Source organism: Gemmatimonadaceae bacterium (assembly GCA_020852815.1).
In the GTDB taxonomy this organism is placed as follows: domain Bacteria; phylum Gemmatimonadota; class Gemmatimonadetes; order Gemmatimonadales; family Gemmatimonadaceae; genus SCN-70-22.
Genome location: JADZAN010000016.1, coordinates 161,626 through 181,528 on the forward strand (window position 1 = coordinate 161,626; position 19,903 = coordinate 181,528).

A 19,903-nucleotide genomic window follows, 5' to 3' on the forward strand; every position below is an offset into this window, starting at 1 on the left:
TCCCCCGCGAAGCTAGCGCCGACGACATCCTCTTCCCGTCACCCGACGAGCGGGCGCCGGCGCCTCGTCGCTACCGGCCATCTCACAGATGGTCGACGGCCCCAGGCCGGCGCAGGGCGCCGGCGCGCCGGCGACCATTTATGAGATGGCTTCTAGACGTTGAACCGGAACAGCATCACGTCGCCGTCCTTCACGACGTATTCCTTCCCTTCGCTGCGCACCGCGCCCTTCTCGCGCGCTTCCTTCCACCCGCCCAGCCGCACGAAATCCTCGTACGACACCGTCTCGGCGCGAATGAAGCCGCGCTCGAAGTCGGTGTGGATCACCGCCGCCGCCTTGGGGGCGGTGTCGCCCTGGTGAATGGTCCAGGCGCGCACTTCCTGCTCGCCGGCGGTAAAGTACGTCTGCAACCCTAACAGGTGATAGCCGGCGCGAATCAGGCGGTCGAGCCCCGCCGACTCCAGCCCTAACGAGGCGAGGAACTCGCTGCGTTCCTCGGGCGGGAGTTCGCCCAGTTCCGCCTCGATCCTGGCGGAGAAGGGGACCACCTCGGCTTCCTCTGCGCTGGAGGCGATCGCCTGGCGCAGCGCGGCGAGGTGCTTTCCCTCGTCGCCGTGCAGCTCCGTTTCCGTGACGTTGGCGGCGTAGAGCACCGGCTTGGCCGTGAGGAGGGCGAGCGGGGCGAGGACCGCCTTGTCTTCCTTCGAGAGCTTGCCTTCCCAGAGCGCCTTCCCCTCCTTGAGGAGTTCGAGCGCCGCCTCGAGCACCGGGAGTTCGTGCTGCGCGTCCTTGTCCCCCGTGCGCGCCGCGCGTTGCACCTTGTCGAGCCGCTTCTCCACGACGCCGAGGTCGGAGAGGGCGAGTTCGAACTCGATCACCTCGCGGTCGCGTACCGGATCGACCCCGCCCATCACGTGCGTGATGTCGGCGTCCTCGAAGCAGCGCACCACGTGCACGATGGCGTCCGTCTCGCGGATGTTGGTGAGGAACTTGTTCCCCAGCCCCTCACCCTGCGACGCCCCCTTCACGAGTCCGGCGATGTCGACGAACTGCACGACCGCCGGGAGCGTCCGCTTCGGCTTCACGATCTCCGCCAGTGCGTCGAGTCGCGGGTCCGGCACTTCGACCATTCCGACGTTAGGCTCGACGGTGCAGAACGGGTAGTTGGAGGCCTGCGCCGCCGCCGACGTGAGCGCATTGAACAACGTGGACTTGCCGACGTTGGGGAGGCCTACGATTCCAAGCCTTAGCATGAGAGGACGAGAGGACGAGAAGACGAGAAGACGAGATTGGGGGGCGAATGGGGGTGCGGTGGAAATGTAGTGAGCGAAAGGAAATGGTACGGGGTTGGGAGAGGGGAGCGGCTATGCTTGGGCATGCAGCTCTACAAGAAACTCAGCGTGTGGCGAAAGGCGCATGAACTGGCGCTCCGGGTCTTCCGCGCGACGGCGCCGTTGTATGCGATCCGGCAGTCGTACCTCGCCGGGCAGATGCGACGAGCCGCCTCGTCGATTCCCGCGAATATCGCCGAGGGGACTGGACGATCGACGAGCGCGCAATTCGCACAGTTTCTGCAACAGGCACTCGGCTCGGCGCGAGAGTTGGACTACCACCTCCTCCTCGCCCGCGATCTCGAGCTCATCGCGCCTGGCGATCACGCCATGCTCGAGGCGCGCGTGGACGAGGTGACCAAGATGCTCGTCGCCCTGCGCCGCACCGTCGCGAACCGCCCCCCACCCTCAAAAGCAACAAAGCCGCGCCCTCGCCCCTCACCCCTCTCCCCCCCCGCCAGGTAGCCCCTCGTCTTCTCGTCTTCTCGTCTTCTCGTCTTCTCGTAGAATCCCCGCCCACCCCTCCACCGACTCCTCAATCTTCGTCATCAGCCCCATCACCGCGGCGCGCTCGTCGGGCGTGCACTCCCCCAGTACGAAGTCGGCAAGGTCGCCCGGGGGGCGTTCACCGTTCGCGGGGCCGACGCCGATGCGGAGGCGGGCGTAGTCGCGCGTGCCTAACGTTGCCTCGATGGACTTGAGGCCGTTGTGGCCGCCGGGGCTCCCGGCGGCCCGCAGCCGCAACGTGCCGACCGGAAGGGCGACATCGTCGACGACGACGAGGAGGTGTTGCAGCCCCTCCCACTCGAGCCGCCGCAGATAGGGTCGCAGCGCGGCGCCGCTCAGGTTCATGTACGTCTGCGGCTTGACCAGGCGCAGCTTCTGCTCTCCCAGCACGCCATCCGCGACCAGCGCATCCCCTTCGGCTCGCCACGGCGAGAAACGCCAAACGTCGGCCAGGTGGTCGAGTGCCCACCAGCCGACGTTGTGACGCGTCCCTTCGTATGTGCGACCCGGATTCCCGAGCCCGACGATGAGCTTCATCGCCTAACGCTGAGGCGCAATGCGGCGGTCCGCGAGGCGGCCTACTTCTTCGCCTCGCCCTCTTCCTCCGGCTTCGGCTTGCGGATGAGTTCCGGCTCCGCCGCCGAGGGCTCGCCGCTGGCCGGCGTCTCCTCGCTGGTCTTCGGCGCGCTCACCGTCAGCACGGTGTCGCCCACGCTCGAGAGCACCTCGACCCCTTGGGGGATGGTCAGATCGCTCACGTGCACCGAGCCGCCGATGTTGACGTTGGTGACGTCGACGTCGATGCGGTTGGGAATGTTGGCCGGGTCGACGCGGCAGGAGAGTTCCGACATGACCTGCGTCAGGATCCCCGCGTTGAGGCGCACGCCGATCGACGTCCCGGTGATGACGAGCGGGATGTTGACGTGCACCTTCTCGCCGGCCACCAGCTCCTGGAAGTCGACGTGGATGATGGCGCGCTTGACCGGATGGCGCTGGATGTCGCGAATCAGCGTGCGCGACATGGTCCCGTCGACGGCGAGCTCGATGACGGTGGTCTCGGCCGAGTTCTTCTCGAGGAGGCGGGAGAGTTCACGGGCGTCCACCGAGAGGGACTGCGGCGCGCGCGCGTGACCGTAGATGACGGCCGGGACGCGGCCGTCGCGGCGCAGCGTACGGGCGACGCCCTTGCCGGTGCCGGCGCGCGCAGAAGCGGAGAGGGATGCAGTAGCCATGACTCGGGACCAGAGGACGAGAAGACGAGAAGCATGCCCCAGCGAAGGCTGGGGACGAGAAGAAGAGGAACTGCGAGAATCAATCGAACAACGAACTCACGGACTGCTCGCTATGGGTGAAGCGAATGGCCTTGGCCAACAGTTCGCCGACGGAGAGGACCGTCAGGCGATCGAACAACTTGCCGGGATCGAGGGCGATGGAGTCTGTCACCACGATCTCGGTGATGGGCGCACCCTTGAGGCGTTCCACGGCGGGGCCGGAGAGGAGCGCATGGGTCGCGCAGACGTAGATGTCGTTGGCGCCTAACGCCTTGAGGGCGCGCGCCGCCTCGGACACCGTGCCTGCCGTGTCGATCATGTCATCGGGGATGATGCAGTCCTTCCCCTCGACCTCACCGACGACGTTCACCACCTCGGAGACATTGGCGGTCGGGCGCCGCTTGTCGATGATCGCCAGGGTCGCGTTGAGCCGTTTCGCGAACCCTCGCGCCATCTTGGCCGAACCGACGTCCGGCGCCACGATGACCAGGTTCCCCAACTGCTTCTTCTTGAAATGATTCACCAGAACCGGGGCGGCATACAGGTGATCGACCGGCTTGTCGAAGAACCCTTGCAGCTGGTGCTGGTGGAAATCCAGGCCAAGTACCCGGTCGGCCCCCGCCTTCTCGATCATGTTCGCCATGAGCTTGGCGCCGATCGCGACGCGAGGCTGGTCCTTTCGGTCCTGCCGCGAATACCCGTAGTACGGCATCACGCAGGTGATGCGCGCCGCCGACGCACGCCGCGCGGCGTCCATCAGGAGCAGAAGCTCCATGATGTTGTCCGCTGGCGGGTTGGTCGGTTGGACGATGAAGACATCCGCACCGCGAATGTTCTCATCGATTCGCACGAAGATCTCGCCGTCCGCGAACTTCGTGGCCGTGACCCGTGCAAGGTCGACCCCGAGGTTGCGTGCAATCTCTTCCGCGAGCCCCCTGTTGGCGTTTCCCGAGATCAGCTTGAATCCGCGGAGCACGCCGGGCAGATGGTCCATTGCCGTAGAGCCTTTAAGCCTAGTGGGGACTGGAAGTTATGTCAACGAAGCTCATTGGCCCTGGTGGATTCGAACCACCATTCTCAGATCCAAAGTCTGATGTCCTGCCATTGGACGAAGGGCCACCACGCTCCGCCCCAAGCGACGGGCGGACGGCACACACGAGCCCCTCAAGCTAGTCGGCCAACCGCACGGGCTCAACGTGGGCCGCGGTCTCCGTTTCGAGAACCATCACCTCGTCAACACCCTCATCGGTCGGCTCGTCGCCAATGGCGACCACCAGCTGACCCTGCGCGTCCTCTGCGAGCTCTGCGTCCGAGGGACGCGCCAGGAGGGCGAAGACCGTCGCCCCCGAGCCGCTCATCAACGCCACCGGAACGACGCCGCGCATCTGTGGATGGCGCAGCCCCTCGACTACCCGACGAATGATCGCGTGGCGTGGGAGCACGACGCGCTCGAACTCGTTGTAGGCCATCAGCTCGACGTCTTCCCAGCGCGAAAGCTGGTCCACGCGATAGGCGACCGACCCTGCAGGAGGCGCGGGCTCCTCTGCCAGCCACCGATAGGCATCGGCCGTCGCGACGCCGCTCGAAAAGGCGAACAGGAGGCACGCACGAGCGGGGAGCGGCGGCAGCGGCAACAGCCGGTCGCCGCGCCCCCACGCCAACGCCAGCGGCGACGCCTCCTGCGTGAGGAACGGGACGTCGGCACCCAGCGCGGTGCCGAGCCGCAACAGCTCATGCGCCGACAGCGGCGACGGCGCCAATGCGTTCAACGCCCGCAGCACCCCCCCTGCATCCGCACTTCCGCCACCCAACCCCCCGCCCACCGGGATTCGCTTGTCGATCTCGATGGCAAAACCGGTCGTCCACCGCGTCGCGTCCAGGAAGGCCAGCGCCGCGCGCCACGCCAGGTTGTGCTCCGTCGCCCCAAGTCCGCCACGGGGCATCGCGATTCCCGCGCAGTCGAGCGAGCGCTGGCCGTTGGTGAGCCGCACGCGCACCTCGTCGCCCAGCGTCAGGCGGCAAAAGAGCGTCTCGATCTGGTGGTACCCGCCGGCCTCTCGCGCCAGCACGCGCAGGAAGAGGTTGACCTTGGCCTGGGCGACGAGCGTGGCAGAGCGCATCGCCTCAGGCGGTGGCCTCGGACGCCGAACTCGGCGATGTCGCCTGTCCCAGCTCCCCGAACGTCATCCCCAGTCGCCCGAAGTAGTACAGGCCGATGAGCGTGATGGGGAGGAACGACAGGAGATGGAAGCCCAGCGCCCAGCTCACCGCGAGATCGCCCGGGACGCCGTAGAGCGTGAGCCCCGCCAGCGCCGCCGCCTCGAACAGGCCGAAGAAACCGGGCGAGGAGGGGAGCGCGACGCCGATCGCGATGACGCCCATGAGGAAGAGCGCGGCGAAGTACGGGGCCTCGATCCCGACGGCGACAAAACCGAGCCAGAAGGCGAAGCCGTTCACGAGCCAGAGCGCCATGGCCCAGCCCAGGACGCGGAAGAAGCGCGACGGCGACCTAAGCGCCCCCAGCCCCGACATGAACGACTCGATGAGTCGGCGTCCCCGCTCCACGAAGCGCGGGGCGATGCGCCCCACCACTCCGTCGAAGACGGCGAGCACGAGCCGCGGATAGAGCGCCATGGCCACTACGGCGCCGAGTGCCCCGACGGCGATGACGCCGGCGAGGATGGCGATGCGAATCACGGGCTGCCCGCTGATCGTCGTCCCCGCCGGGAAGTCGGAGAGGAACATGGCGGCGACGAGGAGGATGACGACGGTGACGGCGTCGAAGATCCGGTCGACGGCGAGCGAGGCGAAGGCCGCGGCGAAGCTCACGCGCGAATCCTCGCGGGTGAGGGCGTAGGCGCGCGCGAGTTCGCCGGCGCGCGCGGGGACGACGTTGTTGACCATCATCCCGATGGCGGTGGAGCGCCAGAGCGCGCCGAGGGAGATGTCGTGCGCGACCGGCTCGAGGATCACACGCCAGCGCAGGGCGCGCAGCGGGAAGATCAGCGTGGCCACGACGGCGGAGAGGATGAAGACCGGGACGCTCGAGTGGCGCAGGACGGTCCAGACCTCGCCGAAGGAGACCTCGCGCATGGTCCACACCAGGAATGCCGCGCTCAGCACGAGGCCGAGCGCACCGCGCCAGCCGATCTTCATCGTGGGACTCTCCGCCTACTCGGTTTGCGCTAGGTCGAGGAGATCGTAGATCTCCTGGAGCGACGCGTCGTCGGTGAGTCCGCGCTGGCGCATGGCGTCGCGAATCTCGATGGCACGACGCACCGCCACCTGTCCGCGATACAGCAACGACTCGATGGGGACGATCTCGTCCTCCTCAAGACGAGCGGGCTCGCTCAGCGGTTCATCTTCGAGCGAACTGAAGCCGGCAATGCCGGCTTGGAGGAACTGCTGCAGGTCGCGTCCCGTCGGCGTCGGCGGGGGGCGCCGAACGGCGGGGGGGGCGTGCGGCGGCGCGGGCGGCTGCGGAGCGGCCCGGGGTGGCGCAGGCGGCGGAACCAGGGGGGCAGCGGGCGGCAACGCTGATGGTGCAGCTGGCGGTGACGCCAGCGGTGCAGCTGGCGGTAGGGCGGCTGGTGGTGCAGCTGGCGGAGGCGCCGGTGGTGCAGCTGGCGGTACGGGTGCTGCGGCTGGCGGTACGGCTGGTTGTGCAGCTGGCGGTGACGCCGGCGTGACGTCGAGCGTGCCCTGGGCGTGATGCTCCACCGGCGGGTGGTGCTCCACCTGCGGGGGCGCGATGACTGGAGTGTCGCGCCGCGACCGCTCGAGCACGGCGAGGCGACGCTCGATCTCCTCGATGGTGTCGCCGGGGGCGAGGAGGAAGAGCGCTCCGGCGTCCAGCGCCTCGAGCGTTGCCGGTGAAAAAAGCTCGACCTCGCGCGCCGTCTCGCCAAAGAAGGCGGCCACCTGGTGCACGTCGAACGAGGCGGCGATGGTCTCCAGGTCGTGCAGCGCGGTGCGCAACGCGCGCTCGGCGCGCTCGCGCCCGGCCACGTCGTGCACCTGGCGGGCGTCGTTCACCAGGCGGCGCAGGTGCTCGGCGCGCGAGGTGACTTCGCCGCGGAAGCGCTGCGATCGTGTGCTGGGAGGGGCGGCGGAGCGCTGGACGATGTGCGGGCCGGAGTCGCCGTAGAACAGCTCGTCGATCGCGATCACGCGCTCGGGCGATGGCGTCTCCCGCGGTGCGTCGAGGCGCGTGACCGCGTGCGCGAAGCGCGCGACTTCCGGCGCCCCGGGGTCGACCGAGGCACCGTCGCGCAGGCGCGACGAGGTCTGCCGCAGGACATCGGCCGCGGCGCGGAAGAGTTCGGCCTCGGCATCGGCGAGCGGTGCGTCGGGCATCAGCGCCCGCGCCGTGCGGTCGATGGCGTCGGCGACGTCGGCCAGGGGCGGGAAGTCGGCGATGCCGGCGATCCCGCGCATGGTCCGGGCGCGGGTGAGGGCGTCATCGAGGGCGCGCCTGTGGCGCGGGTTGGCGACAAAGGCGTCGAGTTCGGCGGCGATGGCCGACGACTGCAACGCGATGAAGACCGGGGCCGTCGCCGCGGCGTCGGGCGAGGGGGGGCGCCGCTCTTCGTTAGGCAGGGCGCGCTGGAGGTCGGCGAGGCGCGCCTCGGCGCGCGCCAACTCGCGCTCCCCCCACGTGCGCACGCCGCGCACCAGGAAGCGCAGGTCGTCGACGGTGACGCGCAGGACGCGATGCAGGTCCACGGTCCACCGGATCTCGCCGTCGCGCACACCGTGCGCGATCTGCTCGATCGCGCTGGCGATCTTCTCGATCGGCTCGACCTTCGCCATCGATGACGATCCGCGCAGGGCGCGCGCAGTGGCGATGAAGGCGTTGCCGTCTGGCGGGCCGCCGGTACCGGCGACGAGCTGATCCAGCGCGTCGAGGTACTCGGTCGCTTCAACGAGATAGAACTCCAGGAGTTCCGGCGATCCGGTCATTCGCGAGTGTGGTGGTTGGCGCGGAGTCAAGTTAGGCTTGTGGCCCCGCGATGGGCTAGATGGGCGCCCGGTGCAAGGACGCGCGTGCCGCATCCATCGCCACACGCATCTCGCGCACGGCGTCGGCGATCCCGATGAAGACCGATCGACTCACGATGGTGTGGCCGATGTTGAGTTCCTCGATTTCCGGGATGGCGGCCACCGCGGTCACGTTGCGCACGGTGAGGCCGTGTCCGGCGTGCACGTGCAAGCCGAGTGTGTGACCGAGCGCCGCGGCGTTGGCCAGGGCGGCGACGAGCGCGGGATCGTGCGGGTGATGTGCATAGCTCCCGGTGTGCAACTCGATCGCGTCGGCCCCCAGCTCTCGCGAGCGCCGCACCATCGTCTCGTCAGGGTCAATGAAGAGCGACGATCGAATGCCGGCGGCGCGCATGCGAGCCATGGCGCGCTCCAGCGCTCGCGGGTGGTGCGTCACATCGAGCCCACCTTCGGTGGTGACCTCTTCACGCTTCTCGGGGACGAGCGTGACCTGGTACGGATGCAGCCGCACGGCGATGTCGAGCATCTCGTCCGTGCATGCCATCTCGAGGTTGAAGACGGTGCGCACGGTGCTGGCGAGGCGCTCGACGTCGTCGTCCTGGATGTGACGGCGATCTTCGCGCAGGTGTGCGGTGATCCCTTCGGCCCCGGCATCCTCGCACAGCACCGCGGCGGCCACGGGATCGGGTTCGTCGGTGCGTCGCGCCTGACGAATGGTCGCGACGTGATCGATGTTTATGTACAGGCGCTGGTACGGGGCAAAGCGCGCCTCGGCTGGCGGGGGGGTGGTACTCATGTCGGAACGCCTCCTGTCGGGGCGGGTACGCCCGGTACACCACCGTTGCTCGGCGCGAGGTGCCGGGTTACGTTCGCTCGCAATCTGGCAGGGAGAATCGCGTGAAGAAGTGGATCGTGCTGGTTCCGCTCGTGCTGGCGGCATGCGGTCGCAAGCCGGCACCCGGTGTTGCGCTGACTGGCGCCGCCGCCCCGCGACTCGCGGTCGAGTCGTTCCTCGCGGCGGTGAAAGCGCAGGACCTGCAGGCGATGTCGGTGGTGTGGGGAACCGACAAGGGGCCGGCGCGCGACCAACTCGAACGCACCGAGTTGGAGAAGCGCGAGATCATCATGCAAGGGTGCTATGACCACGACCGGTACCGGATCGTGGAGGAAGGGCCGGCCCCCAACGATGAGCGCCTGGTCCGCGTGGAGATCACGCGCGGCAAGAAGACGGCAACGCCGAGCTTCTCCGTGGTCAAGGGTCCCTCGGAACGATGGTATGTGCGCGACGCGGGGATCACGGCGATGAAGGAGTTCTGCAAGCGCTGAGCGACCGCAGGGTGGCGCGTCTCTTCGGGGGCGCGCCGCTTCACTATCGAGGACAGCTCGAACACGGCTCGAGGGCGTGTCGGAGTCGGCGGCGCGCGGAACCCTTCCGGTGGACGATAGATTAGTACTCGGACAGCTCGACCAGGACACCGGCAGTTGCCGATGGGTGGAGGAAGGCGATGCGCTTGCCCTCCGCTCCCAGGCGCGGCGTTTCGTCGATGAGGCGAATACCCGCGGCGCGGCAACGTTGGAGCGTACCCTCGAGGTCGTCCACGTTGAAGCAGACGTGGTGAATCCCCGGGCCTCGCTTGGCGACGTACTTGCCAATCGGCGACTCCGGCGACTCGGCCTCGAGCAGTTCGACGAGTGACTCCCCGGCGACGAGCCCCGCAATGCGGGCGCCGTCGGCGTCATCCAGCGGCGTCTCGGGCATGCCGAGCACGTCACGATAGAACGGGACGATCTCGGCGAGCGAACGAACGGCGACACCGATGTGCGCGATGCGCGTGCCGCGCTTCACGCCGTCGGATGCAGGGCCGCTCGACGGGTCGGATGACTGGTGATGCGACATTGGGAATCGGCGCGTCGGCTGGGGTCGGTGCGCGCGCAAGTTAATCGGACACAAGATGGGGTTGGATCCCCGCGGAGGAATGCACGATGTCGAACACGAGGGTGGTGACGGACGAGAACTTCAGCACGGAGATCGAGCAGGCCAGCGGCCTGTCGGTCGTGGACTTCTGGGCGGCGTGGTGCGGGCCGTGCCGCATGGTCGGCCCCATCATCCACCAGTTGGCCGACGAGTACGCCGGCAAGGTCAAGGTGACCAAGCTGGACGTTGACGCGAGCCCGAAAACCGCGATGAAGTACGGCGTGCGCTCGATCCCGACCATCTTGTTCTTCAAGGACGGAAAGATCGTGGACCAGGTGATCGGTTACGCGCCGAAGCCGGCGCTCGACCAGAAGTTCAAGCAGCACTCCGCGGGCGCGCCGGGCGCATCGAGCGGCGCGGACGCACGCGCAAGCTGAGCCGAACCACGAGGCGCGCCGACGGTATCAGCGGCCGGTGGGGAAGCTCCCCGCCGGCCGTTCGCGTGTCGTCACACACCGTCGCAAAGCCTCGCGCGAAGGGTCGCGCAAAGGGTCGCGGGGTGGTGGCGCGGCGCCATATTCTTTCCTCGTGAACATCCTCCCCGAGGCTCCAGGCGAAAGCGCCGCACGCGCGCCGTCCGATCGTCTTCCCGAAGCGTCGGGGGAGGGTGACGGAGCGGGGCGCGGTGCCGTCGCCCTGGGAACGCTGTATGTCGTGGCAACGCCGATCGGCAACCTCGGCGACATGACGTTCCGCGCCGTGGAGACGCTGCGGCAGGTGTCGCTGATCCTGTGCGAGGACACGCGTCACTCGCGGCCGTTGCTCGACCATTTCGGTATCGAGACGCCGGTTGCCTCGCTGCACGAGCATAACGAGGCGCGCGAGGTCCCACGGCTGGTGGCGCGTCTCGCCGACGGCGAGGCGCTGGCGCTCATCTCCGACGCGGGAACGCCGCTCGTCTCCGATCCCGGTGCGCGGCTGGTGCGCGCGGCAGCCGAGGCGGGACTTCCGGTCGTCCCCGTCCCCGGGGCATCGGCGGTCATCGCGGCGCTCAGCGCCTGCGCCCTCCCCACCGAGGCCTTCACCTTCATCGGCTTCCTGTCGCGGAAGGGAAAGGAGCGCACCGCTCAGCTCGAACTGCTCAGCACCCTACCGCACACGGGCGTACTGTACGAGTCGCCCAACCGGGTGGAGGGTACGCTGGCAGAGCTGGCGCGAGTGATGGGGGCGCTCGCGGAGCGTCGCCGGGCGGTCATCGCTCGCGAGCTGACCAAGAAGTTCGAGGAGTTCCGGAGGGGGACGATCGCCGAGCTGGTGCAGTCGGTTCGCGAACGTCCCCCGCGCGGTGAGGTGGTGATCCTTCTGGAGGGCGCGGGAGCGATCACGCTGGACGAAGCGGCGCTGCGCGAGACGGCGCGTGTGCTGCGCCGCGAGGGGGCGACGACGAAGGAGATTGTCCGTGCCCTCGCGGACCGGTACGCCGCACCACGCAACCTTGCCTATCGCCTGGCGCAGGACGCACATCACGCAGAGGACGCATGACCGGTCGTACCCTCGTTCGATCCCTGGCGCTCGTGCTCACCCTCACGGCGTTCGCGCCGAGCGCGACGGCGCGGTTGGGGATTGCGCGGCTGCAGTACGACGGTGGGGGGGACTGGTACGCCAACCCGTCGTCGCTCCCCAACCTGCTCAAGGCGATCAACGAACGGACGTCGCTGCGTGTCGAACCTACGGAAGGGCGTGTGACGCTGGCCGACGACAAGCTCTACGACTACGCGTTCCTGCACATGACCGGTCACGGCACGGTGAAGTTTTCGGACCAGGACGTGGTGCGGTTGCGTGAGTGGTTGCTGCGCGGCGGCTTTCTGCATGTGGACGACAACTACGGGCTCGACGAGACGTTCCGGAAGGAGATTGCGCGCGTCTTCCCCGACCGGCCGCTGGTCGATGTCCCGCTGTCGCACCCCATCTACCACGTGGTGTACGACTTCCCGAAGGGTGTCCCGAAGATCCACGAGCACGACGGCAAGCCGGCGCGTGGGTACGGGATCTTCATCGGCGATCGCCTTGCGGTGTACTACACGAGCGAGAGCGACATCGGGAACGGGTGGGAGGATGTCGGGACGTACAACGATCCCCCCGAGCTGCACGAGGCGGCGCTTCGGATGGGGGTGAACCTCTTTGTCTACGCCGTGACGAGTCGGCCGGTCTCATGACGTTATTCGACCTGGTGGAGCGCGAGCGCCGCGGCGTCGCGCGGCAGCTGACGGCGGGCGGGGTGGCCCTGGTGCTGGCGGGGGTGGCGATCGTCCTCCTGGCGGCCACACTGACGTTAGGCGGTGCGCGGTGGCTGGCGCTTCCGCGGCTGATGCCATTCCTTGGCTGGGCGCTGGCGCTGGTGGCGGGCGTGCTCGCCGCGCGCTGGGTGCGCGGCCGCCTGGGCGACGAGACGTCGATCACGCGCATTGCCGGCGCGGTGGAATCGGAGCGGCGGATGCGCGATGGCGCGGTGCGGGTCGCGCTGGAGGTGGCGGACCACGGCGTCTTCGGGCGATTGAATGCGGAGCAGGTGGCGGGAAAGCTGGCGGGTTTTGGTGGCGCATCGCTCGCCCCCGCGCTGCGCAAGCAGGTGACGCGTCGGGCGGTGGGGGGGCTCGGCGTTGCGGCTGTCGGCATCCTGGGCCTGGTCACCGCGGCATCGGCGGCGCCCGACGGCTGGCGCGCCCTGCTGCACCCGGTGCGGGCGTGGAACGGGACGTTGCTGGGCGGCGTGACGCTGAGCCAGGCACCGCGCTCCGTGCTGCGCGGCGAGAAGGTGAAGCTGGTGGTGCGCGCCCCGGGACGGCGCTTCGTGACCGTGGCCCAGCGCGTGACGGGGAGCTCGTGGCGCACGAGCGCGCTGGCGCTGGCCGGTGATTCCGGCATCGTGACGTTAGGGCCGCTCGACGCCGACCTTGCGCTGTATGCCACCGACGGGCGCAGCACCAGCGACACGATGGCGGTGCGCGTGGTCGACCGCCCGTTCATTGGCGACATCACGGTCAAGGCGGTCTTTCCGGGCTACCTGGCGCGCAAGGCCGAGTCGGTCCCGTTAGGCGAGCTGGTGCGCATTCCGCGGGGCACCGTGCTGGAGATCGAGGGGCATTCATCGACCGAGCTCACCGCGGTGTCGCTGGCGGGGCAGGGCGCGAGCACCGCGCTCGCCGTGTCGGCGCGCCGCTTCTCGGGGCGCTGGCAGCCGGCCACGGGAGGGAGCTTTGCCTGGGCGGCGACGGGAAGCGGCGGCCCCATCGAGGACCTTCCGCCAGCGTTGCAGCTGGAAGTGCAGGGCGACTCCGCCCCACGCGTGGAGATCCTGGCGCCGGGGCGCGACACGCTGGTCCTCCAGCGCGACACGATCGGCGTCTCGGTCCTTGCCACCGACGACCACGGACTCGCGAGCGCCGCGCTGCGCATCACGATCACCAATGCGCGCGGCGACGTGCGGTCGTCGCTGGTGCGGGCGTTAGGCAACGCCGCCGGCGAGCAGTTCCAGGGGCAGATCCCGCTGGCCATGTCGCAGCTCACGCCGGGCGACGCGATGAAGCTCGTGGCCATCGCCACCGACGCCTCGCCCTGGCGCCAGGTCGGCGAGAGTCCCACCGTCACGTTGCGCCTGCCGAGCGTCAGCGAACAGCGGGAGGCGATGCGCAACGCCGCCGACTCGGCGGTGGCGCAGGCGCAGGCGACCGCCAACGCGCAAAAGCAGCTCAATCAGCGCACCGCCGATGCCGCCCGCGCGCGCCAGCGCGAGCAGCAGAAGTCGGGGAAGGACGCGATGTCGTACGAGGCGTCCGAGCAGGCCAAGCAGTTCGCCAAGGAACAGCGCCAACTGGCCGACCGCATGCAGCAGATCCAGCAGGCGGCCAAACAGATGGAGCAGCAGCTCAAGCAGACGGGGGCCCTCGACAGCGCGCTGCAGGAGCGCCTGCGCGAGGCGCAGAAGCTGCTGCGCGACGCATTGACCCCCGAGCTGCAGGAGAAGCTGCGCAAACTGGAGCAGGCGTCGCAGAGCATGTCGCCCGAGGAGTCGCGCAAGGCGTTGCAGGACCTGGCCGAGCAGCAGCGCAGGCTGCGTGAGCAGCTCGAGAAGTCGGTCGAGATGCTCAAGCGCGCGGCGATCGAAGGGCAGATGCAGACGCTCAAGGACGAGGCCAAGGACCTGGCGAAGAAGCAGCGTGACCTCGTGGACTCGCTGCGCAAGGCCGACCAGGAGCAGGAGAAGCAGGCGGCCGAGAAGCTGGCCAAGGAGCTCTCCGACCGGGCGAAGAACCTGCAGGAGGACGTGAAGCAGCTGCAAGAGCGCCTCAAGAAGGAGAAGGCCGACGCCGGCGCCGATCGCGTGCAGGAAGCCAACGACAGGATCGATGAGTCGCTGGAAAAGCTGCAGCAGGCCATGCGCGAGCAGCAGCGGAAGCAGGGGCAACAGCCGGGGCAGCAGCAGCAGGGGGAGCAGAAGGAAGGGCAGCCCGGGCAGCAAGGGCAGCAGCAGGCGGGAGAGAAGCAGGGGCAACAGGGGCAACAGGGGCAGCAGGGGCAGAAGCAGCAGGGAGGAGAGAAGCAACAGGGGCAACCGGGGCAGCAGGGGCAGCCGGGGCAGTCCTCCAACGATTCGAAGCAGCAAGGGCAGGGGCAGCAGGGCCAGCAGGCCCAGAAGGGGGGGCAGGCGGGCAACCAGCAGGGGAACGAGGCCTCCGCGGAGCAGGCGGCCAAGGCCATGGAGGATGCCGCCAACGAACTGGGGAAGGCGCGCGACCAGCAGGTGAGCGAGTGGAAGAAGGAACTCACCGGCGAGATGGACCGCGCCATCCAGGAGATGTTGCAGCTGGCGCGCGAGCAGGACAACCTGGAACAGCAGGCGCGGCAGGGGGCGTCGCCCAACGAGCTGCGCTCGCAGCAGAGCGCGTTGCAGCAGGGGGTGGACAAGGCGATGCAGCGGCTGCAGCAGGCATCGACCAAGTCGAACCTCCTGTCGCAGCGCTCGATGCGCATGATGTCCGATGCCCGACGCAAGGTGGAGGAGGCGACGGCGCAGACGCAGCGCGCGCAGAGCGGGCCGCAGATGGCGAGTTCGATGCGCGAGGCGAGCGAGTCGCTCAACCAGGCCGGCGCCTCGCTGGTGCGCGACCGCGAGCGGACGCAGAACTCGGAGTCGGCCACCGGCTTTGCCGAGATGCTGGAGCAGCTGCAACAGATGCAGAAGCAGCAGCAGGCGCTCAACTCGGCGGCGCAGGACCTGATGCCCAAGTCGGGCGGGAAGATGGACCAGCAGGGGCAGGACGCGGCGCGCGACCTGGCCAGGCAGCAGCGCGAGGTCGCGGCCAAGCTGGAGGAGCACGGTGATCGCGACGAGACCGGGCGATCGGACGAGATGGCGCGCGAGGCGCGGCAGATCGCGCAACAACTCGAGTCGTCCAATCTCGACGCGGCGGTGCTCGAGCGTCAGCAGCGCCTGTTCCGCAAGATGCTCGATGCCGGGCGCCTGCTGGAGGAAGACCAGCGCGAGGACACGGGAAAGCGTGAAGCCAAGCCGTGGACCGGGACGGAGACGTTCACGCCACAGGGGAACACCGCCAGCGGCAAGAACGCCACGCGCTTCACGGCACCCACGTGGAACGAGCTGCGCGGACTGACGCCGGAGGAGCGGCGCCTGGTGCTGGAGTACTTCAAGCGGATCAATGCGAAACCTTGAGGCGAGAGGACGAGAGGACGGGAAGACGAGAAGACGAGTGAACGTGTTGTTGGGCGTTGCTCGGGGGCTCGCCTGCGGGGCGGCGTGGTTCGTGGGCGTCTCCACCGCGGTGTCGGCGCAGGAGGGAAAGGCGGGGGCGCCGTCGCCGTTGGTGCAGGCGCTCGATCTCGAAGGGGCGGGGAAGTGCCGAGAGGCGATCCCGCTCTATCGCAGGGCGCTGGACGGGAGCGAGGATCCGGTGGGGGCGGTGCTCGGCATGGAGCGCTGCTACGCGATGGTTGGGGGGAGCGCGGAGCTGGCACCGCTCGTCGATTCGCTCCTCGTCAGGCGGCCGCGCGATCCGATGCTGCGCACGGTGCAGCTGCGCACGCTCATCGGCCTGCGGCGCGAGCGCGAGGCGGAGGTTGCGTTCAACCAGTGGTTGGTGCTCTCGCCGCGCGAGCCGGCGCCGTACCGCGAGTATGCGCGGCTCCTGCTCGATGCGGGGCGCGCCGCGGCGGCGGATACGGTGCTGCGCGGTGCGGTGGCGGCGCTGGGCGGGTCACGCGACCTGGCCGCCGAGTTTGCGCAGATGCAAGGGGCGCTTGGGATGTGGCTCGCCTCGGCGCGCAGCTGGCGGGAGGCCAGCGACGCGATGCCGTACATGGAGCAGGCCGCGGCCTTCGCGCTCCTGCCGACTCCCGACTCGCTGCGCGACAGCGTGCGCGCCGTCCTTGCGGCGGCGCCGGTGACGCTGGGGCCGCGGCGCATCCTGGCGTCGCTGGAGTCGCGCTGGCGCTCGGCGCGCGAGGGGTGGGCGGTGCTGTCCCAGGTCCCCGTGACCGACTCGGTGGTGCAGGCGTGGATCGACTATGCCGGCGAGGCCGAGGGGAACGAGGCGTGGCTGACGGCGCGCGATGCCTACACAGCGGCAGCGGCTCGGCGCCCGCGCGACGCGTCGCTGCGCCTGCGCGGAGCCACGGCGGCGCTCAACGGCGGGGAGCCGGCATCGGCCATGGCGATCCTCGAGCCGCTCGCGGCGTCGAGCGACAGCGCGACCGCGGGTGCGGTGGCGCTGCTGCAGGTGCGCGTCCTGGCCGCCCTGGGGCGCGGGGCCGCGATCGAGCAGTTGCTTGCCGCGCGTGCGGCGCAGCTCGGCCCCGCGGGGGTTCGCCAGGCGCAACGCTCGCTGGCCTGGGCGTGGATCCGGAGCGGCGACCTTCCCAGGGCGCGCTCGGCGCTTGCGGCTGGCGGTGGTGGGACGGAGGAGGATGAACGAGTGGAGGCCTGGCTCGCCCTGTACGAGGGCGACCTCAAGACCGCCCGCGGCGGCTTGCGACGTACCGACGAGATGTCGCGCGACGTGGTGACGGCGATGGCGCTGCTCTCGCGGACGCGCGCCGAACAGGCGGCGGGGGTGGGCGCGGCCTTCCTGGCGTTGGCCAAGGGCGACACCGCGGCCGCCGCGAAGCGCTTCGAGGCCACCGCGGAGGAACTCGCCGACGCGAAGCCCTTCCTCCTGCTCGTCGCGGCGCGGCTCTCGCTGGCCTCGAAGGACTCGACGCATGCCGTGGCGCTCTGGCAGGCGCTGGTCGAGCAGCACGTCGATGCCCCCGAAGCGGCGGAAGCGGAACTCGATTGGGCGCGGCTGTTGCGACGCCGTGGCGACGCCGCCGGTGCCATCGCACATCTCGAGCACATGATCCTCACCTATCCGCAGAGCGCACTCGTCCCGCAGGCGCGGCGCGAACTCGAACTGGCGCGCGGAACGGTGCCGCCAGGGCTCGTGGGAGAGGCGGGCGATGCATGAGTTTTCGCCAGCCCCACCGCGCACTCCCCCAGCCCCACCGCGCACCATCGCAGCCTTACCGCGCACCATCGCAGCCTTACGGCGCACTATCGCAGCCTTCCCGCGCACCATCGCAGCCTTACGGCGCACCATCGCAGCCTCACGGCGCACCATCGCAGCCTCGCGGCGCACCATCGCAGCCTCGCGGCGCACCATCGCAGCCTTACGGCGCACCATCGCAGCCTTACGGCGCACCATCGCAGCGTTACCGCCGACCACCCCAGCCCCACCGCCCCCCTTCCCAGCGAAAGCTGGGATCCATTTGTCCGAACGTCGCGCCCGATCGGTCGCCAGCGCGCGGAGAAGTGCGTCTCACGCGCTGCTGCGAAGCCGCGAAGGCGCGAAGCGCTTCGCCTCCTCACCTTGATGCCACTCGTGCGTTTCTCCCTTTCGTTGCGCACTCCCCCAGTGCATCCGCGCACTCCCCCAGTGCATCCGCGCACTCCTCAAGTGCATCCGCGCACTCCTCAAGTGCATCCGCGCACTCCTCCAGTGCATTGGCGCACTCCTCAAGTGCATCCGCGCACTCCCCCAGTGCATTGGCGCACTCCCCCAGTGCATCCGCGCACACCCCCAGCCCCACCGCCCCCCTTCCCAGCGAAAGCTGGGATCCATTTGTCCGCGCGTCGCGCCCGATCGGTCGCCAGCGCGCGGAGAAGTGCGTCTCACGCGAAACTGCGAAGCCGCGAAGGCGCGAAGCGCTTCGCCTCCTCACCTTGATGCCACTCGTGCGTTTCTCTTTCTCGTTGGGGCGACAGCAACGCCTGCGGCGCACCGCGCGCTCGCGCGTCGTCGCTTCGCGCGCCACGCCCGCATCGCGCACCGCGCGCCCCCTGGTCCTCGCCGCGTTCGCGTCGCTCGCGATTCTGGCACTCCCCGCCGCCGCTCGGGCGCAGCACCTCCTCGTCCCGATGGACGACGACCAGGCCAATCACCTCAAGGCGTATGGCCTCGTCTTCAACGCACTAAAGGACGGCAACAAGGCGGAGTGGTTCATCAACTATCGCGGCGGTGCGTACCTCCTCCCCGACCTCACGGAGTTGCGCAAGCGCGCGACGCTCGACGGAATCTCGTTCGAGCCGGTGGAGAACGCTCGCCTGTCGGCGATGCGCGCCGAGATCGCGGCGGGCAACATGGACGCCATCTCGCTGGAGCGCGCGCCCAAGGTCGCGATCTACAAGCCGGCCAAGTCGCCCCCCTGGGACGACGCGGTCACGCTCGCCCTGCAGTACGCGGGGATCGAGTTCCAGTCGGTCTACGATGAAGAGGTCATGGCCGGCGACCTCTCCAAGTACGACTGGTTGCACCTGCACCACGAGGACTTCACGGGGCAGCAGAACAAGCTCTACCTCGGCTTCCGCGACACGCCGTGGTTCATCGAGCAGCGCGAGCGCGCGCTCGCCAGCGCGCGCAAGCTGGGCTTCAACAACATCCCGGCGATGAAGAAGGCGGTCGCCGAGAAGATGCGGCAGTTCGTCGAGCGCGGAGGCTTCCTCTTTGCCATGTGCGGTGCGACGGAGACGCTGTCACTGGCGATCGCCGCGCACCAGACCGACATCGCCGGCTCGTTCGCCGACGGGACGCCGGTAGATGAGCAGGCCGACAGCAAGCTCGATTGGGATCGTTCGTTCGCCTTCAAGGACGTGCACCTGGAGCCGTCGCCCTTCGTGAACTCGATGAGCGACATCGACGGGCACCAGGTCAACGTCCCCGGGCGCCGCCAGCCGCTGGGGCAGTTCACGCTCTTCCAGTTCTCCGCCAAGTTCGATCCCGTCTCGTCGATGCTGGTGCAGAATCACCGCACGGTCATCGCCGACTACTATGGCGTCACGACGTCGTTCACGAAGGGGACGATCAAGCAGGGGGTGACCATTCTTGCGCAGGAAGACGGCGCGCCGTGGGCGAAGTACCTGCATGGCGACTACGGCAAGGGCTCGTGGACCTATCTCGGTGGCCACGACCCCGAGGATCCGCAACACAACATCGGCGCAGCGCCAACCGACCTCTCGTTGCACCCGACGTCGCCAGGGTATCGCCTCATCCTGAACAACGTGCTGTTTCCCGCCGCGAAGAAGAAGCCGCTGAAGACTTGAACTGCAGACGGGGGACGGGAGACGGGAGACGGGAGTGCGAACGGCGCCTTTGGCGCCGTTCGCGTTTGATGGGGTGCGGGATTCAGTGTGGGTACTCCCGCGCAAACTCCCGTCCACTCACCTCGCACGCGACCGCCCGAATGCCACGCCGCCCCGCGCGCGGCAAAGCCGCGCGCACACCCGGCGCCCGTCTCCCGGCCCCCCGCGCCCGGCCGCCGGTCCCACC

At 69.0% G+C, this 19,903-nt stretch carries 17 protein-coding genes and 1 tRNA gene; 8 read left to right on the forward strand and 10 right to left on the reverse strand.

Annotated features, from left to right (window positions below):
- Positions 1-152: 152 nt before the first annotated feature.
- Positions 153-1,253 (reverse strand): redox-regulated ATPase YchF, encoded by a 1,101-nt coding sequence (gene ychF, locus IT359_09725; protein ID MCC6929256.1) that lies wholly within the window; start codon positions 1,251-1,253, stop codon positions 153-155.
- Positions 1,254-1,376: 123 nt separating this feature from the next.
- Between ychF and IT359_09730 the strand changes: the two genes are divergently transcribed.
- The gene (locus tag IT359_09730) at positions 1,377-1,796 is read left to right on the forward strand and encodes a four helix bundle protein (GenBank protein MCC6929257.1); all 420 of its coding nucleotides are present in this window, start codon (positions 1,377-1,379) and stop codon (positions 1,794-1,796) included.
- On the opposite strand, the gene IT359_09735 is transcribed toward IT359_09730, so the two are convergent.
- The 8 genes from IT359_09735 to IT359_09770 form a co-directional block, all read right to left on the reverse strand.
- The gene (locus tag IT359_09735) at positions 1,770-2,375 is read right to left on the reverse strand and encodes an aminoacyl-tRNA hydrolase (GenBank protein MCC6929258.1); all 606 of its coding nucleotides are present in this window, start codon (positions 2,373-2,375) and stop codon (positions 1,770-1,772) included. The two genes, IT359_09730 and IT359_09735, sit on opposite strands and share 27 nt — an antisense overlap.
- Positions 2,376-2,416: 41 nt before the next feature.
- The gene (locus tag IT359_09740; GenBank protein MCC6929259.1) at positions 2,417-3,070 is read right to left on the reverse strand and encodes a 50S ribosomal protein L25/general stress protein Ctc; all 654 of its coding nucleotides are present in this window, start codon (positions 3,068-3,070) and stop codon (positions 2,417-2,419) included.
- 79 nt (positions 3,071-3,149) lie between these two features.
- Positions 3,150-4,103 carry a ribose-phosphate pyrophosphokinase gene (locus IT359_09745; GenBank protein ID MCC6929260.1) on the reverse strand — a complete coding sequence of 318 codons (954 nt, stop codon included), beginning with the start codon at positions 4,101-4,103 and terminating at the stop codon, positions 3,150-3,152.
- 54 nt (positions 4,104-4,157) lie between these two features.
- Positions 4,158-4,228 (reverse strand) — tRNA-Gln (locus tag IT359_09750).
- 50 nt (positions 4,229-4,278) lie between these two features.
- Complete coding sequence (gene ispE / locus IT359_09755; protein ID MCC6929261.1) at positions 4,279-5,229, reverse strand: 4-(cytidine 5'-diphospho)-2-C-methyl-D-erythritol kinase; 951 nt, start codon at positions 5,227-5,229, stop codon at positions 4,279-4,281.
- A 4-nt stretch (positions 5,230-5,233) separates the two neighbouring features.
- Positions 5,234-6,265 (reverse strand): flippase-like domain-containing protein, encoded by a 1,032-nt coding sequence (locus IT359_09760; GenBank protein MCC6929262.1) that lies wholly within the window; start codon positions 6,263-6,265, stop codon positions 5,234-5,236.
- A gap of 15 nt (positions 6,266-6,280) precedes the next feature.
- Positions 6,281-8,071 (reverse strand): Hpt domain-containing protein, encoded by a 1,791-nt coding sequence (locus IT359_09765; protein ID MCC6929263.1) that lies wholly within the window; start codon positions 8,069-8,071, stop codon positions 6,281-6,283.
- A gap of 55 nt (positions 8,072-8,126) precedes the next feature.
- Complete coding sequence (locus tag IT359_09770; protein ID MCC6929264.1) at positions 8,127-8,906, reverse strand: pyridoxine 5'-phosphate synthase; 780 nt, start codon at positions 8,904-8,906, stop codon at positions 8,127-8,129.
- A gap of 101 nt (positions 8,907-9,007) precedes the next feature.
- On the opposite strand from IT359_09770, the gene IT359_09775 reads away from it, so the two are divergent.
- Positions 9,008-9,436: a hypothetical protein gene (locus IT359_09775; protein ID MCC6929265.1), complete on the forward strand. Its 429-nt coding sequence runs from the start codon at positions 9,008-9,010 to the stop codon at positions 9,434-9,436.
- Positions 9,437-9,557: 121 nt separating this feature from the next.
- Here IT359_09775 and mce read toward each other — a convergent pair whose 3' ends face one another.
- Positions 9,558-10,007 (reverse strand): methylmalonyl-CoA epimerase, encoded by a 450-nt coding sequence (mce, locus tag IT359_09780; protein ID MCC6929266.1) that lies wholly within the window; start codon positions 10,005-10,007, stop codon positions 9,558-9,560.
- 86 nt (positions 10,008-10,093) lie between these two features.
- On the opposite strand from mce, the gene trxA reads away from it, so the two are divergent.
- The 6 genes from trxA to IT359_09810 all read left to right on the forward strand — a co-directional run bounded on the left by trxA (position 10,094) and on the right by IT359_09810 (position 19,677).
- A complete protein-coding gene (gene trxA / locus IT359_09785; GenBank protein MCC6929267.1) occupies positions 10,094-10,462 on the forward strand; it encodes a thioredoxin in 369 nt (122 codons plus the stop codon).
- 151 nt (positions 10,463-10,613) lie between these two features.
- On the forward strand, positions 10,614-11,567 hold the full coding sequence (gene rsmI, locus IT359_09790) for a 16S rRNA (cytidine(1402)-2'-O)-methyltransferase (GenBank protein MCC6929268.1): 954 nt from the start codon (positions 10,614-10,616) through the stop codon (positions 11,565-11,567).
- Entirely contained in the window at positions 11,564-12,241 is a 678-nt protein-coding gene (locus IT359_09795) for a DUF4159 domain-containing protein (GenBank protein MCC6929269.1), read from the forward strand. Before rsmI ends, IT359_09795 begins: the two co-directional genes overlap by 4 nt.
- On the forward strand, positions 12,238-15,756 hold the full coding sequence (locus tag IT359_09800; GenBank protein MCC6929270.1) for a hypothetical protein: 3,519 nt from the start codon (positions 12,238-12,240) through the stop codon (positions 15,754-15,756). Before IT359_09795 ends, IT359_09800 begins: the two co-directional genes overlap by 4 nt.
- 37 nt (positions 15,757-15,793) lie before the next feature.
- Positions 15,794-17,545, forward strand: coding sequence for a hypothetical protein (locus IT359_09805; GenBank protein MCC6929271.1), 1,752 nt, complete (start codon positions 15,794-15,796; stop codon positions 17,543-17,545).
- Positions 17,546-18,312: 767 nt separating this feature from the next.
- Positions 18,313-19,677: a hypothetical protein gene (locus tag IT359_09810; protein ID MCC6929272.1), complete on the forward strand. Its 1,365-nt coding sequence runs from the start codon at positions 18,313-18,315 to the stop codon at positions 19,675-19,677.
- The last annotated feature ends 226 nt before the right edge of the window (positions 19,678-19,903 follow it).

Bases quoted from the DNA above. Each gene is read 5' to 3' on its own strand.
- ychF (MCC6929256.1), bottom strand. From the start codon at position 1,253: ATGCTAAGGCTTGGAATCGTAGGCCTCCCCAACGTCGGCAAGTCCACG.
- IT359_09730 (MCC6929257.1), top strand. From the start codon at position 1,377: ATGCAGCTCTACAAGAAACTCAGCGTGTGGCGAAAGGCGCATGAACTG.
- IT359_09735 (MCC6929258.1), bottom strand. From the start codon at position 2,375: ATGAAGCTCATCGTCGGGCTCGGGAATCCGGGTCGCACATACGAAGGG.
- IT359_09740 (MCC6929259.1), bottom strand. From the start codon at position 3,070: ATGGCTACTGCATCCCTCTCCGCTTCTGCGCGCGCCGGCACCGGCAAG.
- IT359_09745 (MCC6929260.1), bottom strand. From the start codon at position 4,103: ATGGACCATCTGCCCGGCGTGCTCCGCGGATTCAAGCTGATCTCGGGA.
- ispE (MCC6929261.1), bottom strand. From the start codon at position 5,229: ATGCGCTCTGCCACGCTCGTCGCCCAGGCCAAGGTCAACCTCTTCCTG.
- IT359_09760 (MCC6929262.1), bottom strand. From the start codon at position 6,265: ATGAAGATCGGCTGGCGCGGTGCGCTCGGCCTCGTGCTGAGCGCGGCA.
- IT359_09765 (MCC6929263.1), bottom strand. From the start codon at position 8,071: ATGACCGGATCGCCGGAACTCCTGGAGTTCTATCTCGTTGAAGCGACC.
- IT359_09770 (MCC6929264.1), bottom strand. From the start codon at position 8,906: ATGAGTACCACCCCCCCGCCAGCCGAGGCGCGCTTTGCCCCGTACCAG.
- mce (MCC6929266.1), bottom strand. From the start codon at position 10,007: ATGTCGCATCACCAGTCATCCGACCCGTCGAGCGGCCCTGCATCCGAC.
- trxA (MCC6929267.1), top strand. From the start codon at position 10,094: ATGTCGAACACGAGGGTGGTGACGGACGAGAACTTCAGCACGGAGATC.
- IT359_09795 (MCC6929269.1), top strand. From the start codon at position 11,564: ATGACCGGTCGTACCCTCGTTCGATCCCTGGCGCTCGTGCTCACCCTC.
- IT359_09800 (MCC6929270.1), top strand. From the start codon at position 12,238: ATGACGTTATTCGACCTGGTGGAGCGCGAGCGCCGCGGCGTCGCGCGG.